This window comes from Rhodococcus sp. IEGM 1406 (assembly GCF_030056745.1).
GTDB classification, from domain to species: domain Bacteria; phylum Actinomycetota; class Actinomycetes; order Mycobacteriales; family Mycobacteriaceae; genus Rhodococcus_F; species Rhodococcus_F erythropolis.
The window spans coordinates 285,386-302,002 of sequence record NZ_JASHKO010000007.1 but is presented as its reverse complement, the minus strand read 5'-3'; the positions used below and the strand labels follow the sequence as shown (position 1 = coordinate 302,002).

The window sequence follows — 16,617 nt, the reverse complement described above, 5'->3', positions numbered from 1 at the left end:
CTGATAGGTCAGAACAACCGACTTACCGGCTTCGAGTGCACCAGTCCACGAGAGCATGGTGCCCGACAGAGTCGGAACAGTCGCAGGAGCACCATCGACCGTCGCCTTCAGCGAACCGTCCACCAACGCCGCGTTGTCGAGAACCTTCGACAGATCATCGGTCAACACCACCGGATCAAGAGTCGTCTTACCCGTATTGGCACCCGTCACCGTGTACGTGATCGTCTGACCAGCAGCAACATTGGTACCCGACACCGGATCCGCAGTCTTCGCGACCGTGAAACCCGGAACCAAGTGATTCGTCTCCACAGAAGGAGGAGTGATCTCCGGACCGGTCGGCGGCTTCGCAGTACCGGTGACCTTGTTGTTCAAGACTGTGCCCGCGGCAACGCCGTCGTTGACCTTCACCTCATAGGTGAGAACGACGGACTTACCGGCTTCGAGAAAACCAGTCCACGAAAGGGTGGTGCCCGACAGAGTCGGATCAGCGGCAGGAGCACCGTCGACGGTCGCCTTCAGCGAACCGGGAACGACAGCGGCGTTATTGAGAACCGCACCCAGATCATCGTTGATCTTTACCGGATCGAGCTTCGTCTTACCGGTGTTGGTTCCGGTGACGGTGTACTTGATCGACTCGCCGGCCTGAACCGTCGAACCGGAAATCGGATCAGCAGTCTTCTCCAGTTTGAAGCCGGGAACCGAGTGATTCGTCTCCACCGTAGGAGGAGTGATGTCCGGACCGGTGGGTGGCTTCGCAGTACCGGTGACCTTGTTGTTCAGAACCGTGCCCGCGGCAACGCCGGCATTGACCTTCACCTGGTAGGTCAGAACAACAGACTTACCAGCCTGGAGATTGGCGGACCACGACAAAATGCTGCCCGACAGGGTCGGAGCAGCGACAGCAGCACCGTCGACGGTCGCCTTCAGCGAGCCCGGAACGACAGCAGCATTGTTGAGAACCGCACTCAGATCGTCTTTGATCGTCGCGGGAGTTAGGGCCGTCTTGCCGGTGTTAGCACCGGTGACCGTGTACGTAATGGTATCGCCGGCCTGAACCGTCGAACCTGTCGCGGGCACAGCGGTCTTCGCGACCGTGAACCCGGGCATGGGATGCGTCGTGCAGAGATTGGTTGCAGGATCGCATGTTGTGGGAGGAGTTGTTGTCCCCGGAACGAGGTAGTTGTTCAGGACTTTGTTGCCACCGTCTTTGACCGTGACGGTGTAGGTGACTGTCCCTTTGCCGCCGGCTGGCAATGTGCCGCCGACTTTGATTTTGTCGGCGCTGTCCAATGCAGCGGTGAGTCCGCCTGTAGCAGCACCGACCGCAACCGTTCCGTCATCAATGACGTCGGCAAGGAAGTCCGTGTAGTCGATCGTTGCCGGCGCAGTGCCGGGATTCTCGAAATTCAGAGTGTAGGTGATTGTTTGGCCGATATTGACCGTCTCACCGGTAGGTGGTGACGACGACTTCTTCACGAGAACCGGAGTGTTCTTGACCTTGCAGTACACGTTGTCGCCCGGTGTGAGTGCTGCCTGCGCAACGTCCCCGACCCTGAGCGCCTGGGTCACACCGTTTACCTGGCAATCCCATGACGTCGCATAGTTCGCGGTCTTGGTCGCCGAGGTAGTTGGCTTCTCCCAGAACGTGACAGGAGTAGGTGTCGTATCTGCGAGGAGCGTACGCCAGCCAGTCGATGCCGTCGTATCTGAAGCGCCGGTCGTGGTGCTCTTGATCTCGGTCGCTGCAGCAGCACCCGCGTTTGCGTGGTGGCCGGTGCTCATGCCGATAGTGAAATCGTCACCGGGGGTGACGCGCGTGAGGTCCTTGTCGATCTTGACCTTCGAGAGCAGGACACCGAAAGCCAGACCCTGACGAGAGGTCGCCAGAACGGTATTACCGAACGTCGCCGCGAAGTTGGTTGGAGCGGTCGATGCAACAACCAAAGTGCCCGGCGAATACTCCTGGTTGTTGACCAGGTTCCAAGAATCGCATCGGACGGTGGTGGCGGGCATAGCCGTCAGCCCACCGTCACAAGCGCGAATTCCGGGATAGCCAGGTTCGTCAACACCAACTGTGCGCGCGATTTGTCGCAGCGGCTTGTCCGAATTGAAGGTGAGGAACTCTTTGTCGGTTGATGTGTTTGCGTCAGTCGACTCGGCATCGGCTGCTACGAGACCGTAGTTGTACACCGTGCCATTGGGCCCGGTCATCACGATGTTCTTGAGCGACACCGTCCCGCCGGATTGTCCATTCACGGAGGACTTCTGGTAGATCGCGGGCTTGATCGTCGACGGCACACCCGTGTAGGCGGACGTTCCCAGCGCTGAGTAACTCAACGTGGGGAGTGCCTTCGCTTCGACCCCCTGATGCGTCTTTCCTGCTACCGAGTCGGTGAGGAAAGCCTTGAAGTTGATCTTGTAGCCCTCGGTGAGCTGGATTTCCATCGACTGCCCGGCCGCGGATGTGGCCGCGGCTTCGTTGAGCGCCGACATGTCGATCCAACAGATGTTCTGCGAGAAAGGGCCAGTGTTAGGGGCGCTGAAGGCACAGCCCTTTGCGGGCTGTTCGTCCGGCAGGACAGCAGCACGAGCCGGCGTCTGAGCCTGAACGGGACCGCCGAGCGTCGCGGCCGGCTGCGCTGATGCAGCTACTGCCGTCGCGCCGGAGAGGCCGAGAATCATCGCGATGGCGGTCCACACCACCGTCCACGCTCGCACCCAGGGCGGGAGCCCTGCGGTGAATAAGGCCGACCTTGTCGGCGGTATGTCGTTAGGCATTTCTTACTCCCCAGGATGTGCCTGATCGATGTTCGGTGGACGGAGATGCGAGAGCGCTGGCGCGAACTCCCGATTGATCGGTTGGTTCGGGTCGATCCGCCTGTTTTCGGCTGATCGACCTCACACCGGACGCTGTTGCCGGTCCTGTCATTCGAGCTCCTCTTCGGAAACACCTGCGTGTTGGAAGAGCCGCCCTGAACAGGACCTTGGCCCTCGAAATCCGTGCAAATCGAGAGCAACCTTCCAGTTATCTGGTTCAAGATAACAGATAACCGGGAGCTTGCCCATCGAAAGTCAGACAAAGCAGACCGATCGACGTTTTTGTTCGTAGATCGGACAAGCTTCGAGGAGCAGCGTTGTTCAAGCGGACAATTCAGCCCTCGGCGCACGGCACTGCGCCGGACGCGATGGCATTCAGCGTTTCCGCTGACCAGATCGGGTGACGACCAACTTCGAGGCGACCAGGAATCTGGACAAATGCCCAATATGGATAAGGCCTGTTGGATGCGCCACAGCCCCTCGAACCATGAACGGAAACTCCGTACTGAATGGAGTCCAATCGCCCGGGCAAGCACGTAGAAATTTGTCGAATTGATCCAGACCACACCCGGCGACGGCTGCCGGTAACGAAGCACTCCGGCGCTCCGATAATTGGATTGCGAGGCGCCATCTTCGACCGAAACCGGGTCGGCGCCTTCGATCCAGACCCAACTTCAAGTCCGTTTTGTAGCTTTTCGGTTGGAGCAGTCCTGCTCATTTTCTGCCATAGCTATTTTCTGATCCTGCTCAGCTAGTCGAAAGTTCAGCGACCGTGGCTACCACTCGGCAGAATTCTCGTAACTGACGAGCAACAACCGGACTAACCAGCCAAGCGTCACAAGAGTGCCTAAAAGGGCCCTTCCGCATGCCTCGAGGCAAATGCATCGAGGGCGAAAGGGCCCGAACCGGGCACCACGGAGCCAAGGGCCCCGCCGCAAGCTAGCTGCTGCCGAACCCCACACTGTTGGCGTAGCGATCGAAATCGCCCTGCGCTCCGCTGTAGACGTTGATATCAGTGTTTCCGGTGATCCCGGGGATGCGTCCCGTGCTGGTGTACTGCCAGAAGGTCCAGTTGGACCAACCGCCGGGCAGCGGGCCCGGAGCGTTCTGCCCGTTGTAATCGGCGATCCACAGCGGGTAGTGGTTGAACTCGGTGGTGTTGGCCATCTGAGTGCGCCAGAAGTTGGGATACGTGTAAATGATGGGCTGCCGCCCGGTGAGTGCCTGGACTGTATTCAGGTAGCGATGAGTCCAGTCGATGACCTGACCGGCGGGAAGTCCCTTCGCATCCTCTAGATCCAGAACGGGCGGGAGGTCACCAGGTCCGTTGATACCCAGGACGATCGCCGAATAGAAGGCAGCCTGGGCTTCGGGGGACTGGCGAACATCTGCGTAGTGGTAGGCCCCGCGCGAGACGCCGGCAGCCCGCATGACCAGGCAATCCTGGATGAAGTACGGATTGACGTAGTTGAGCGACTCAGTGGCCTTGACCATCGCGAACTCGTGCCCTGACGCCTTGACCTGGAACCAGTCGATTCCGGTTCCGTCCACGTGCTGCCACGACGAGACGTCCGGGCCGCGGGGAGCGTCGGCAGCGGCGAGGCCAGGTGCCGTGATCGCGATGGCAGCTGCCATCGCGATCGGGGTGAGCTTGCCCAGTGTCCTGACGATCCGTCGCTCGACCATTTCCCGAGAGTAAGGTCGACTAGTCCGTTTTGTCCGCTAATTCAGGGAATGTTCACTCAACCGAGCCAATCGAGAACAGCCGCCGCGGTCCACGACTGTTGCATGCTGCCTAGCGGCTCACCGGTGAAAGGCTCGTAGTACTCGGCAAAACTGCCATCACTGGCCTGCCGCAACCCCTCCGAACGCAAGACGTGCGATCGCTCGGCCCACCCCCGACGCGCGAACGCCCACGAGAACAACCACGTGATCACCGGCCACACTGGGCCACGCCAATACTCCCGAGGACGGAAATCGCCGGAAACCGGAGACGTCGACGGTGGGACGGCAAATCGCATGTCCGGGTGACCACAGAATTTGGGCCCCTCGAAAGTACGCAACAGAGCGCGCTCGGCATCGCGGCTCAGGCCGCCGCACAGCAACGGCGCAAACATCGCGATGGTCTCGGTATGAACCCATCGTCCGGTGCGAAGATCGAAATCCTTTGCTGCACCCGATCGTTCATCGGTGGTGGCAATTACGCCCTGCCGGAATCGATCTGCCCAACCGCGCAGATCACGGACGTCGGAGTTTGGTCGCGAATGCTCCTCACCGATAGTTGCCAAAACGTCACATGCCATCGAGAAAACCGCACTGACAAACACGTCCTCCACGGCAAAACTCATGGCAGTGGCGAGTTGAGAATCCTCGTACCTCACGGCCTTCATCTCTTCGAGAAGCCAAAGGTAGCGGTCGTATTCGTGATCCGTGGGTCGCTGAGACAAGTCGGTCACCACAGCGAGATCAGCGCGCTGATACGCAGGCACTTGTCCCGCAACAACATTCGCGTACGCCAGATCCCATCGCGGAGAATTGTCCATCCCCGATTCCCACCCGTGATAGAGCGCGATGCGGCCGTTGCCGTCGAGATCGCGGGCCTCCGCCAACCAGCGGTGCCACCGAACCAGATCGCTCCAGCGCCGGTCGAGGAACTCTTCCGCGACCGCACGCGTCGTACGTCCGTGCCGACGCGAATGATCGAGAATCCGCTGCACCGCAATCGCGTGAACGGGGGGTTGGGTGATTCCCGACGTAGCGGTACCCAAAGGAGCATGCGCTGCCAACGCATTGACATCCCAACGCGTCGGGCCGGGGAAGTAGCCGTCGACACCGTTCGCGAACACGATGTGCGGAATCATTCCGTTCTTCCACTGAGCCGAAAGCAAGGTATCGAGCTCTACTACCGCCCGTTCGACGCTGAGCGGCGCCAAACCTACCGCGACGAACGCGGCGTCCCAGCTCCACATGTGGGGATACAGCTTCGGGGCAGCGCTGGTCATCGTGCCCAGGTCGTTTCCGCGCAGCAGGTAGGCAGCTCGGGCGGCGAGCTGAGTCGGGGTAAATCCGCGGTCGGCCATAGATGTCTATTTTGCGACGCGCGGCGCCTTTGCGCTCATCGAGCACGAATCGGGCGCCGCAACCGCGATAATGTGGCAACACCGTCAGGCGATCTCGAAGTGGAGGGCTTGTGCGCGAGAAGATCAAAGCACTGCTGTTCGACGTCCAGGGCACAGCGACCGATTTTCACAGCACCCTGTGCCGAGAGGCCCGTCGGATCACCGACGCCGACGTCGACTGGCCAAGATTCGTCAATCTCTGGCGCGCTGAGTACTTCGCGAACACCTCCGAGGCCGACGACTCCACAGGCGAATGGGTGACAGTACATTCGGTGTACCGCGAGGCTCTGCGCAAGCTGTTGGCCCGCGAGAGCATCGAACTTTCCGATGCCGAACAGGAAGAACTCACCACCGCCTGGAAATTCCTGGACCCGTGGCCGGACACCGTCGCAGGCCTGACAACCCTGCGCCAGCAGTACACAATCGCTGCCTTGTCCAACGCCGATGTGAATGCCGCAGTCAGCATCTCCCGGCACGGAAATCTGCCATGGCATGCCGTCTTCACCGCCGAAATGGCCGGTGTCTTCAAACCAGATCCGAAGATCTACCACCTGGCTGCTCGATACCTCGGGTTCGACACGGCCGAGATCATGATGGTTGCCAGCCACAAATATGACATCCGGGCGGCCAAAGCTCTCGGGTTCCGCACAGCCTTCATAGCCCGACCACTCGAATTCGGAGCCAGGGGCAATCCCGATGTGTCATTCTCCGACGAGTTCGACATCAACGCCGAGGACTTTCTCGATCTGGCAGCGCAATTGGTCCACTGATGCCGTGCCCGCGCGTCGTTGCTGGTATTCCTACGTGAAGGAATATCGAAACGGACAGGCGGTTTGGATTTCATGGGCACCAAGGAAGACAGCGCTACCCGCGAACGCAAGGCCCTGCGGTACTCCCTCGTGGTCGCAACGGCGTTGGCTGTGCTCGCCGCATTCTGGGGCTGGATCTCGCAGTCCCAGGTGATCCTGCTCGACGGTGTGTACGCCCTCATCGGAATGGTGTTGACGGCGCTGTCGCTGCGGGTCTCGCGGATAGCCGACTCGGGCCCCACCGCACGCTTCCCGTTCGGTAAGGAGGCATTGGTCCCGGTAGTCATCGCTGTCCAGGGCATGGCGCTACTGGCGACGCTCGCCTACGCCGCAGTCGAGGCAGTTCGTGTCATTCTCGCGGGCGGGGCCGACGTCACCGCGGGGTCACTGGTGGCATACGGCGGTGTCAGCGCAGTGGTGTCGATCATCATCTGGCGCTACGTCGGACAAGTCGACCGCACATCTGATCTGCTCGTCGCCGAAGCCAGGCAATGGGGAGCGTCGGCTGCCTTCAGCGCGCTGGTCGCAGTCGGTGCTGTCGTCGCAATGATCCTGGGCCGCACCGATTTCTCCGACGCCGACCGATATGTCGACTCCGTCTTGGTCCTCCTCGGCTGCGCGATGTTGGTCCCACAACCGTACGCACTTCTGCGAACCGCACTGATCGAACTCCTCGAAGGTGCTCCCGGCCAAAACGTTCAGGCCCGCGTGCACGAAGCCATCACCGTCGTCCGCGACGAATTCGGTTTGGACGAACCGACTCTCACCATGAGCAAGGTGGGTCGCAAGCTGTATATCGAAGCGACGTTCATGGTCGCGCCACACAGCTGGGACATCGACGGTGAAGACGCGGTACGACGCTCGTTCGCCACCAGCCTCGCCGATCTCCCCTACGAACCGTGGCTGAACATCGAACTGACTACAGATCCGGCGCTGATGCTCTAGCGACGGAATCTGCTCTCGAACAACAGAATCGCGACGGCAGGCTCAGCCTCACCTTCCCCCAAAAAACCCTTGACTCGAAAGTATGTTCGAGTATAGTGGAAGGTGGAACGGGGGGTTCTCATGACGATCGACATCACCGACGACGCTGTCACTGCCGTGGTCAACAGCTCCGCTGTGGGTGTGCGCGGACGATTGTGGCGGCTGCACCCCAGCGACGTCCGCGAGATCGCCATCACCGCGTCAGCGGAAATCCTTCGCCTGGAAGCCATTCGAGTGGCCGCCGTCGACACCCTGACGTTGAACCCGGACGAACAAGTACTCTGCTACCGCGGCACCGGACAATGGCTCGCGAACCACACCATGCTGCAAATCTCCACCGGCAGAAGAATCGCAACCCTGGGAAAAGCCCTACGGTCATTCCCCGAGATCGAAGACCAATTCGACTCCGGCGACCTCACTTTCGAGCACGCAGCACTGATCGTGGCGTTCTGCGAATCCCCACCCAAAACAATGCCCGACGCCGCGCTACCGTACTGCCGCGACACACTCCTCGCCGCAGCATCCGGCGTCGAAGCGACCACCGTCAAACTGCGCTACGCCATCAGCGTCCTCGAGCACATGTTCGAATCCGACGACGTACCACCAAGCGAAGACACCGATCGCAACGAACTGCGCATCTCCCCGACCCTCAACGGAAGAGTGGCCGTGCGAGGCGATTTCGACGGAGTGACCGGCGAGATGCTTCTCTCCGCCCTCTCCAGCCTCTCCACGCCCACCCCCACCAAGGACGGCACGCCCGACAAACGACCCGCCGCCACACGCAACGCAGACGCCATGGCAGAGCTGATCCGGCGCTACCTCGACAACGCTGCCACCGGTATCGACGGCGGCCAACGCCCACACCTGAACGTGCACATCAACGCCAAAGACCTGGCCTACCACCGTGAATGCGCCTCCACCGCAGGCGACTCAACAGGCCGCACCACGACTACCGACCCGTCCGACCGTGACGACCTCGACACCCTGGACCCTGGCATGCCGGATCTCGACAAACAAGATCTCGATGTCGGCCACATGCCCTGGATGGGACCACTGAGCGTAGGCCGCACCCGCATGATCGCCTGCGACTGCATGCTCGGCGCCGTCCTCCTCGACGAAAACGGTGCCCCACTCGACGTCACCCCACTCAAAAGGCTTGTCACCGCGGCACAACGCACCGCACTGATCGCCCGCGACAAAGGATGCGCCTTCCCCGGCTGCGACTGCGTCCCTGCCTGGACCGACGCCCACCACATCAAACACTGGGCAAAAGGAGGACCAACCATCATGGACAACCTGGTCCTGCTCTGCCGAACCCACCACACCCTGATGCACCGAAAACCCGGATTCACCGGACAATGGGAAATCCGGATAGGCGCTGATCACCTGCCCTGGTTCATCCCACCGCCAGGCATCGACCCCGACCAGAAACCCCGCCGCTCCACCACACGGATCTGAACCCGGAGGTCACCGAGCAAACGCCTCGGTGACCCATTCCGGCATGCTCTCAATTGCCCGCCCACTCCAAAAGATCTTCGGCGGTCCACGTATTGATCACCCGATCCGCTTCGACGCCGCACTTTTCGGCCCGGTCACAGCCGTAGCCCTGCCAAGCCAGCTGACCGGGGGCATGGGCGTCGGTATCGATGGAGAAAAGACAATCGAGATCGCGGGCCAACTCGATCAAACGCGAAGGCGGGTCACGACGCTCCGGTCGGGAGTTGATCTCGACGGCGGTCCCTGATTCTCGGCAGGCCTCGAACACTTTCTCCGCGTCGAACTGCGACTCGGGCCGGGTTCCGCGAGCACCCTCGACAAGACGCCCGGTGCAATGCCCGAGAATATCGACACGCGGATTTCGCACTGCAGCAAGCATTCTGCGGGTCATCGCCTCGCGTTCGGACCGCAGCTTCGAGTGCACGCTCGCTACCACGATGTCGAGTTCGTCGAGTAGATCGGGATCTTGGTCGAGTGAACCGTCCTCGAGGATGTCCACCTCGATTCCCGTGAGGATGCGGAAGGGAGCCAGTTCGGCATTCAACCCGGCTATCACGTCGAGTTGCGAACGTAGACGCTCCGCGGACAGCCCGTTGGCAACAGTGAGGCGAGGCGAATGATCGGTGAGGGCGCAGTAGTCGTGGCCGAGTGCTGCTGCGCGTCGCATCATCTCTTCGATGGGGCTTCCGCCGTCGGACCAGTCGGAGTGTGTGTGGAGATCGCCGCGCAGCGCTTGGCGCAATGGGCCGTCGCCGATGGGCTCGGCCTGCCCCCGCAGTTCCTCGAGATACTCGGGGACGCCGTCGTACGACTGGGCGATGATCATTGCCGTCTTGGGCCCGATGCCGGTGAGAGCCTTCCAACTGTCGGCCTTCCGGCGAGACTCCTTCTGCTCGTCGGACAATCCAGCAAAGACCTCCGCAGCTCGGCGATAGGCCTTGACGCGGTGCGTTTCAGCGCGTGATCGTTCGAGCCAGTAGGCGATCTCCCGAAGCGCTTCATCCGGTTCCATGAGACCACTGTTCCGTCAGCAGCGGCTCGCGGCAAGCCTTGATCCCCTTACGCTGTGAATATGGACGACCCGAGAGCACGATTCGAAGCCGCGCGGGTGGCTCACCTGGCAACGGCAGATGCGGCCGGCGTTCCGCACATCGTGCCGCTGGTATTCGTTTTGGTCGGCGACACCGTCTATTCCTGCGTCGACCACAAACCGAAGACCACCACCGCACTTCGCAGGCTCCGGAACATCACCGAGACGGGGCGTGCGAGCCTGCTCGTCGATCATTACGACGACAACTGGTCCGCACTCTGGTGGGTCCGCGTCGACGGACGCGCGGAGGTCCTCGGCCCCGGTACCAAGGAGTCCGAGAGCGCAATCGACGCTTTGGCCGCAAAGTATCCGCAGTACGTAGATCACCGACCGCACGGACAGGTGATAGCCGTCCGCGATGTGGAGTGGTCGTCATGGTCGGCAGCAGCCTAAGGTTCTGTCCTAGTGTTCAAGGAGCGAAAGTGATTGCAACACTCTCAATTCGGGCAAATTGGCGGGGGATCGATGAAACGACGACAGTTACTTCAGCGCGCAGCCACAGGCCTGGCGCTGGTAGCGGGACCTCAGGTGATCGACATGGGTAGCAGTTCCGGAAGCAGCCAAGACGCAACAACCCCGTTGGATGAGCTGTTGCAAGTCGTTTCGCTCTCCCACGTGAACGACCCCGCGACGACGCCGATTTTTCCCGGCGATCCCGCGTTCACTCTCGACACAGCGGCAACCATCGCAGACGACGGCTACTACCTCCAGTACGTCAAGGAGGGTGAACACACGGGCACACATTGGGGCGCACCCGCGCACTTTCAGGAAGGTGGACTCACAGCCGACCAACTCGATCCGGCCGACCTCTTCCTTCCCGCAGTGAAGATCGACATCCGGGACAAGGCTGCCGCCGATTCGGACTATGCGCTCACGGTCGCGGACATTCAGGAGTGGGAGACGCGCAACGGCAAGATCCCCGATGGAGCGGCCGTGGTTCTCTGGACCGGTTGGGAATCGCGCTGGGGTAGCGAAGAATATGCCAATGCCGATGCCGAGGGTGTCACCCACCAACCCGGATTCTCGGTGGACGCGGCGCAGTGGCTGATAGACACCGGACGCTTGGGCACCCGCGGAGCATTGGGAACCGACACCTTCGGTCCCGACCTCGGAAACGACGAGACCTACCCCGTCTCGACACTCCTGTACGACAAGCATCGAATCAGCCTGGAGAACTTGAACAATCTTGCCGCCCTGCCAACCACCGGGGCGAGCATCCTTGTCGGTGGCGCGATCAACAAGGCCGGATCGGGTTCACCGGCAACGATCTTCGCACTCTTACGGCGCTAGTCTCCGCGGCGATCGCAGTAGACGACAACGGCGCCCTTCCCGCTTCTCTTCGCCTCGTACATCGCCGCATCGGCTCGGCGGAGAAGAGCGTGTGCACTCAGCGGCTCGTCGGCTAACTCGAACTGCGCGACACCAACGCTCGCACCCACCGACACCGATGTGTCTGCAGTCTGATCAGAACTGAGCGCGTCGACGATCCGGCGGGCTACGACGACGGCGTCGTCGATCGGGCCCTGCAGAAGCACCGTGAATTCGTCGCCGCCGAATCGAGCGACAAATGCACTCTCGGGAACCGCTTCGCGCAGACGCGCCGTGAGGGCAACCAGTAACCGGTCACCGGCCGGGTGCCCGTAACGATCGTTGACCTGTTTGAAGTCGTCCAGATCGACAAGCATCAGCACCCAATCGGAGTTCGTGAGGCGGTAGTTCTCGATGGCGCTCGCGAAGTGTTCGTCGAATGCGGCCCGGTTGGCGAGCTCGGTGAGTGGGTCGTGATGCGCTCGGTACCGGAGCTCGTCCTGCGCAGCGGAGATCTGTTGGAGGAGCGCGTCGTTCTCGAGGAGCGTGAGTATTTGGCGCACCAGCGCGAGAACCAGCACGCCGACGCCGAGTATCACGACCACGGCATCGAGGTTGCCGACGATCAGTGCCTGAACAGTCACGATCGTCGCGATCACCGCGATCAACAGATACGGCAGCAGCAACTGAGTCCGATCACTTCGCCACTGCTGTGGCGCGTCGCGGTTTCGAGGCTCGGTTCGCTTCGTCAGCGCCGCCAGGGCGATCAAAGGCGGCCCCGCGATGAACCCGGCATCGGCGATGGTCGGCATACTCTCGGCGCCGATCGCCACCAAGTACGCGTACAGACTGTCCGAAAGGGAGAGCATCACCAACCCGCACCCGAGGAACGTCAGCGGTTCGCGGATCTCGGCAACGGCCTTCGGTCCGATGACCATCAGCAAGACCATCGCGATCAGAACGAAGTCGGTGATCGGATACATCACCGCGACAAGAAACCCGAGAGACCCCGTCGGACCGGTATGAACGACGGCGCCCAGGGCGGTCGTCCACGTGAGGATGAACAATCCACCGACAACGACAAGACCGTCAAGCGTCAGCACGAGCCAGAGATGGATCGGGCCGATCGCCTCACGCCGGGGAGACTCACGTACCAGCGACAGAAGCGCCGGTACGGCAAACACCGGGAACATGAAGAAACCGATGTCCGCGATCGACGGCGACGGAAGTGGAACGTGGAGAACTGAGCGGTAGAACGCCCAGAAGAACATTCCGAGGGTCCAGCCGGCCATACCGAGAGCCATCAGAGTTCGCCAACGACGCTCGACTCCGTGATGGCGCCGCGACGTCCACCAACAGACCGCAGTCGCAGTGGCGCCGCCGACGAGCTGGGCGACATCGTCCACCAGAACCGAGGTTCGTGGGCTGAGCAGCCCGGATCCGGCGAGGACGATGACCGCAACAACGACGCCGAGAACCAGCCACGTGCGTCGTGCTCGGAACTGCGTCATCGAAGGGCCCATCGGTGTTCAAGGCGTCACCACCGATTGTCTTGCAGCCGGCATCGTTGCGGCCGGAATGTTTGTGGTGACGAATGCCCGTACGAACCTACCCGATTTGGTAGCGGATTGTTAACTGGACGAACGATCAAGACCGCCCGTCAAGCCACGGCGCTGTATTCCGCTCGGGTCCTACGCCGCTGCGAAGTCCATTTCGCGATGACCCCCTGCGACGGGCTGAACAGGTACACCAGGGCGAATACGATGCCCTGCGTCATCACAACCATGCCCCCGGAAGCTGTGTCGAGGTAGTAGCTGACGTAGATACCCGTAATCGCGCAGATTGCGGAAACCACCGGAGCTATCACCAGCATCCGCGAGAACTTGTCAGTGAGAAGGTAGGCCGTCGCGCCGGGGATGATCAGCATCGCCACCACCAGCACGACTCCGACAGCTTGCAGCGCCACAACGGACGTGAGTGCGAGGACGCCGAGTAGCAGCGCTCCGAGACGCTTAGGCGAAAGACCTATCGCGTTGGCATGGATCGGGTCGAAGGCAAACAACGTCAGATCGCGACGCTTGATCAACAGAATGCTCAACGCCAACGCGCCGAGTATCGCGACCTGCAGAAGATCGGACGAGCTCACCCCCAGCAGGTTGCCGAAAATGATGTGGTTGAGATCGGTCTGGCTGGGGGTCACCGAGATGAGAACCAAACCGAACGCAAAGAGAGTCGTGAAGACGATACCGATCGCGGCGTCTTCCTTGACGCGGCTGGTGTTACGGATCAGTCCGATCAGTGCGACGGCGATCAGCCCGAAGATCAAGGCCCCGATGGCAAATGGAGCGCCGACGACGTAGGCGAGGACAACACCGGGCAGGACAGCGTGCGAGACGGCATCGCCCATCAGTGACCACCCGATGAGCACCAACCAACAACTGAGCACCGCGCAGACAACCGCCGCCACAACCGCAACGGCCAACGCGCGCACCATGAATCCGTACTCGAGAGGATCAAGTAGCAGTTCAACGAGGTTCATCGATCAGGTCCTGTCCATCACGTCGAGACCGAAAGCCAGGGCGAGGTTTTCCGGTTGAAGCACGGTGTCCGGGTCGGCGTGCACCAGAACCTTGCGCATGAGCAGTACCGCCTCGTCGCACAGTTTCGGCACGGCGTGGAGGTCGTGAGTCGAGACCAAGATCGATCGTCCGTCGGAAGCCAACTCTCGTAGCAGCGTCGAAATCGTTGCCTCGGAACGCTTGTCGACGCCGGCAAAAGGCTCGTCCAGCAACAGTATCGACGCGTCCTGTGCGATACCGCGTGCGACGAAGGCGCGCTTCTTCTGACCACCCGAGAGCTGACCGATCTGACGATCCGCAAATTCGGTGAGTTCTACTCGCTCGAGGGCCTCTGCCACCGCCTCGCGATCTGCACGCCGCGGACGTCGCAAGAACCCGAGGTGGCCGTACCTGCCCATCATCACGACGTCACGGACACTGATCGGGAAGGTCCAGTCGACGTCTTCACTCTGCGGCACGTATCCGACGCGCCCGCTCTTGCGCGCAGCGGCTGCGTCGAGACCGGCGATTCTCACAGAGCCGTTGTCCGGCTTGATCATTCCCATGATCACCTTGAACAGGGTCGACTTTCCTGAACCGTTCATACCGATCAGTCCGCAGACGCTTCCGGAATTCAACGTCAGATCGACATGGTCCAGTGCGTGGACCTCGCCGTAGTGAACACTGACGTTTTCGACGCGAATGGCTTCGTTCATGATTTACCACCGGTCAGACCGCCGAGGATGACGTCGGTGTCGTGGCGAATCATGTCCAGGTAGGTGGGCACGGGACCGTCGGCTTCGGACAGCGAGTCGACGTACAGCGTCCCACCGAATTTCGCACCGGTCGCCCCGACAACCTGCTGCATGGGGGCATCCGAGACCGTCGACTCGCAGAAGACGGCGGGAACGGAATTGGCCCGGACGAAGTCGATCGCGGCGATGATCTGCTGCGGCGTCGCCTGCTGCTCGGCATTGACCGGCCAGATGTAGGCCTCGCTGAGTCCCGCGTCCCTGGCCAGATAGGAGAACGCACCCTCGCAACTGACGAGTGCACGCTGACCTGAGGGCAATGCCGCCAGGCCACTGACCAGGCCGTCCTGAACTGCTTGCAGTTCCGCCTTGTACTTCGCGCCGTTCTCCGCAAATGCCGAGGCGTTGTCCGGGTCGAGGTCGCTGAAAGCAGTCACCATGTTGTCGACGTAAATCTGCGTATTCAACGGAGACATCCATGCATGCGGATTGGGCTTGCCCGCATACGCGTCACCGGCGATCGGAATGCCTTCGACACCGTCGCTGACCACGACGTGTGGCACGTCCAGACCGTTGACGAATTTCGCGAACCACGCCTCGAGGTTCATGCCGTTGTCGAGGATCAGATCGGCTTCGCTCGCCCGCCGAATGTCCCCGGGCGTCGGCTCGTAGCCGTGAATTTCCGCCCCCGCCTTGGTGATCGACTCGACGCGAAGGTGATCGCCGGCAACGTTCTGGGCGATGTTCGACAGCACGGTGAACGTGGTGAGCACCACCGGGCGGTCGTCATCGGAGCCGGAATTCACCGCAGAACAGCTGGAGAGAAGCAGGGCGGCGAGGGCGGCAATTCCCAGGCGGCGGAAGTTCTTCGCGTCGCGAGTCGTCATGGTCGAACTCTAATATGTGGGTAAACAAATACACAAGTTCGTATAACCAAACAATTCACACTCGATAGGCTCGGCCCATGCGTCCTACTGCCTTGATCACCGGTTCCAGTCGCGGCCTCGGAGCTGCCATCGCACGCGAACTGGCGCCGACACACGACCTGCTGCTCGGTGCACGATCCGCGCAGGCCCTCGAACCGATCTGCGCGGAACTACCCGGATCGACGCCCCTACCCCTCGACCTCACGGACTACGACGCCGTCGCGGTCGCTGCCTCGTCCATCACGACGCTCGACGTGCTGGTACACAACGCCGGCGTGGCCGACATCGGAACCATCGAGGAATCCTCGGTCGATCAGTGGCGACGCACCCTCGAGGCAAACGTCATCGCCGTCGCCGAACTCACTCGTGTCCTCCTTCCTGCCCTCAGGGCAGCCGGTGGCCACGTCGTACTGATCAATTCGGGTGCCGGACTGCGCGCCAACGCCGGCTGGGGCTCGTACGCGGCCAGCAAGTTCGCCCTGCGCGCTTTCGGAGACGCACTGCGCCTGGAAGAGCCGTCCTTGCGGGTCACCTCCATTCACCCCGGACGGATCGACACCGATATGCAGCGCAACATCGTCGCCGGCGAGGGCGACGAGTACGACCCGGAGCGCTACCTGAAGGCCTCCACTGTGGCGCGTGCCGTACTCACTGCCGTCGAAACACCGTCCGACGCACACCCCACGGAGATCGTGCTTCGACCTACCGGCCGGTAAATCCCCAGTTCGCCGGTAACGGAATGATGACGATGGCCACC

General features: G+C 61.4%; 14 protein-coding genes. 6 read left to right on the top strand and 8 right to left on the bottom strand.

The window, feature by feature from the left end; translation table 11 throughout:
- The 3 genes from QM596_RS28070 to ggh all read right to left on the bottom strand — a co-directional run.
- Positions 1-2,778, bottom strand: a 2,778-nt coding sequence (locus QM596_RS28070; protein ID WP_283310440.1) for an isopeptide-forming domain-containing fimbrial protein, incomplete at its 3' end; no start/stop codon positions are given.
- 978 nt (positions 2,779-3,756) lie between these two features.
- The gene (locus QM596_RS28065; RefSeq protein WP_370334015.1) at positions 3,757-4,452 is read right to left on the bottom strand and encodes a glycoside hydrolase family 25 protein; all 696 of its coding nucleotides are present in this window, start codon (positions 4,450-4,452) and stop codon (positions 3,757-3,759) included.
- A 107-nt stretch (positions 4,453-4,559) separates the two neighbouring features.
- Positions 4,560-5,897 (bottom strand): glucosylglycerate hydrolase, encoded by a 1,338-nt coding sequence (gene ggh, locus QM596_RS28060; RefSeq protein ID WP_019746148.1) that lies wholly within the window; start codon positions 5,895-5,897, stop codon positions 4,560-4,562.
- Positions 5,898-6,007: 110 nt separating this feature from the next.
- On the opposite strand from ggh, the gene QM596_RS28055 reads away from it, so the two are divergent.
- The 3 genes from QM596_RS28055 (at position 6,008) to QM596_RS28045 (ending at position 9,187) form a co-directional block, all read left to right on the top strand.
- Positions 6,008-6,706 carry a haloacid dehalogenase type II gene (locus tag QM596_RS28055; protein WP_020909815.1) on the top strand — a complete coding sequence of 233 codons (699 nt, stop codon included), beginning with the start codon at positions 6,008-6,010 and terminating at the stop codon, positions 6,704-6,706.
- A gap of 72 nt (positions 6,707-6,778) precedes the next feature.
- Positions 6,779-7,690 (top strand): cation efflux transmembrane domain-containing protein, encoded by a 912-nt coding sequence (locus tag QM596_RS28050; RefSeq protein WP_283310439.1) that lies wholly within the window; start codon positions 6,779-6,781, stop codon positions 7,688-7,690.
- Between the two features lie 120 nt (positions 7,691-7,810).
- Positions 7,811-9,187, top strand: a complete 1,377-nt coding sequence (locus tag QM596_RS28045; protein ID WP_283310438.1) for an HNH endonuclease signature motif containing protein — start codon at positions 7,811-7,813, stop codon at positions 9,185-9,187.
- Positions 9,188-9,236: 49 nt separating this feature from the next.
- Here the strand turns inward: QM596_RS28045 and QM596_RS28040 are convergent, their stop codons facing one another.
- The gene (locus QM596_RS28040; protein WP_084325603.1) at positions 9,237-10,238 is read right to left on the bottom strand and encodes a PHP domain-containing protein; all 1,002 of its coding nucleotides are present in this window, start codon (positions 10,236-10,238) and stop codon (positions 9,237-9,239) included.
- 60 nt (positions 10,239-10,298) lie between these two features.
- Here QM596_RS28040 and QM596_RS28035 point away from each other — a divergent pair, with 60 nt between their 5' ends.
- Both QM596_RS28035 and QM596_RS28030 read left to right on the top strand, forming a co-directional pair.
- Positions 10,299-10,709 carry a TIGR03668 family PPOX class F420-dependent oxidoreductase gene (locus tag QM596_RS28035; protein WP_031330968.1) on the top strand — a complete coding sequence of 137 codons (411 nt, stop codon included), beginning with the start codon at positions 10,299-10,301 and terminating at the stop codon, positions 10,707-10,709.
- A 144-nt stretch (positions 10,710-10,853) separates the two neighbouring features.
- On the top strand, positions 10,854-11,606 hold the full coding sequence (locus QM596_RS28030; RefSeq protein WP_020909818.1) for a cyclase family protein: 753 nt from the start codon (positions 10,854-10,856) through the stop codon (positions 11,604-11,606).
- Here the strand turns inward: QM596_RS28030 and QM596_RS28025 are convergent.
- From QM596_RS28025 to QM596_RS28010, 4 genes are all read right to left on the bottom strand, one after another.
- Positions 11,603-13,135 (bottom strand): GGDEF domain-containing protein, encoded by a 1,533-nt coding sequence (locus QM596_RS28025; protein ID WP_283310435.1) that lies wholly within the window; start codon positions 13,133-13,135, stop codon positions 11,603-11,605. The two genes, QM596_RS28030 and QM596_RS28025, sit on opposite strands and share 4 nt — an antisense overlap.
- Before the next feature lie 149 nt (positions 13,136-13,284).
- Positions 13,285-14,163, bottom strand: a complete 879-nt coding sequence (locus tag QM596_RS28020) for a metal ABC transporter permease (RefSeq protein WP_097386613.1) — start codon at positions 14,161-14,163, stop codon at positions 13,285-13,287.
- A 3-nt stretch (positions 14,164-14,166) separates the two neighbouring features.
- Complete coding sequence (locus QM596_RS28015) at positions 14,167-14,898, bottom strand: metal ABC transporter ATP-binding protein (RefSeq protein WP_019746157.1); 732 nt, start codon at positions 14,896-14,898, stop codon at positions 14,167-14,169.
- A complete protein-coding gene (locus tag QM596_RS28010) occupies positions 14,895-15,821 on the bottom strand; it encodes a metal ABC transporter substrate-binding protein (RefSeq protein WP_283310433.1) in 927 nt (308 codons plus the stop codon). The genes QM596_RS28015 and QM596_RS28010 overlap by 4 nt, the downstream gene beginning before the upstream one ends.
- 77 nt (positions 15,822-15,898) lie before the next feature.
- Between QM596_RS28010 and QM596_RS28005 the strand changes: the two genes are divergently transcribed.
- Positions 15,899-16,576 carry an SDR family oxidoreductase gene (locus tag QM596_RS28005; protein ID WP_283310432.1) on the top strand — a complete coding sequence of 226 codons (678 nt, stop codon included), beginning with the start codon at positions 15,899-15,901 and terminating at the stop codon, positions 16,574-16,576.
- The last annotated feature ends 41 nt before the right edge of the window (positions 16,577-16,617 follow it).

Coding starts and splice junctions, on each gene's coding strand:
- QM596_RS28020 (WP_097386613.1), bottom strand. CDS start 14,163: ATGAACCTCGTTGAACTGCTACTTGATCCTCTCGAGTACGGATTCATG.
- QM596_RS28030 (WP_020909818.1), top strand. CDS start 10,854: ATGGGTAGCAGTTCCGGAAGCAGCCAAGACGCAACAACCCCGTTGGAT.
- QM596_RS28065 (WP_370334015.1), bottom strand. CDS start 4,452: ATGGCAGCTGCCATCGCGATCACGGCACCTGGCCTCGCCGCTGCCGAC.
- QM596_RS28025 (WP_283310435.1), bottom strand. CDS start 13,135: ATGACGCAGTTCCGAGCACGACGCACGTGGCTGGTTCTCGGCGTCGTT.
- QM596_RS28010 (WP_283310433.1), bottom strand. CDS start 15,821: ATGACGACTCGCGACGCGAAGAACTTCCGCCGCCTGGGAATTGCCGCC.
- QM596_RS28005 (WP_283310432.1), top strand. CDS start 15,899: ATGCGTCCTACTGCCTTGATCACCGGTTCCAGTCGCGGCCTCGGAGCT.
- QM596_RS28050 (WP_283310439.1), top strand. CDS start 6,779: ATGGGCACCAAGGAAGACAGCGCTACCCGCGAACGCAAGGCCCTGCGG.
- QM596_RS28040 (WP_084325603.1), bottom strand. CDS start 10,238: ATGGAACCGGATGAAGCGCTTCGGGAGATCGCCTACTGGCTCGAACGA.
- QM596_RS28045 (WP_283310438.1), top strand. CDS start 7,811: ATGACGATCGACATCACCGACGACGCTGTCACTGCCGTGGTCAACAGC.
- QM596_RS28035 (WP_031330968.1), top strand. CDS start 10,299: ATGGACGACCCGAGAGCACGATTCGAAGCCGCGCGGGTGGCTCACCTG.
- ggh (WP_019746148.1), bottom strand. CDS start 5,897: ATGGCCGACCGCGGATTTACCCCGACTCAGCTCGCCGCCCGAGCTGCC.
- QM596_RS28015 (WP_019746157.1), bottom strand. CDS start 14,898: ATGAACGAAGCCATTCGCGTCGAAAACGTCAGTGTTCACTACGGCGAG.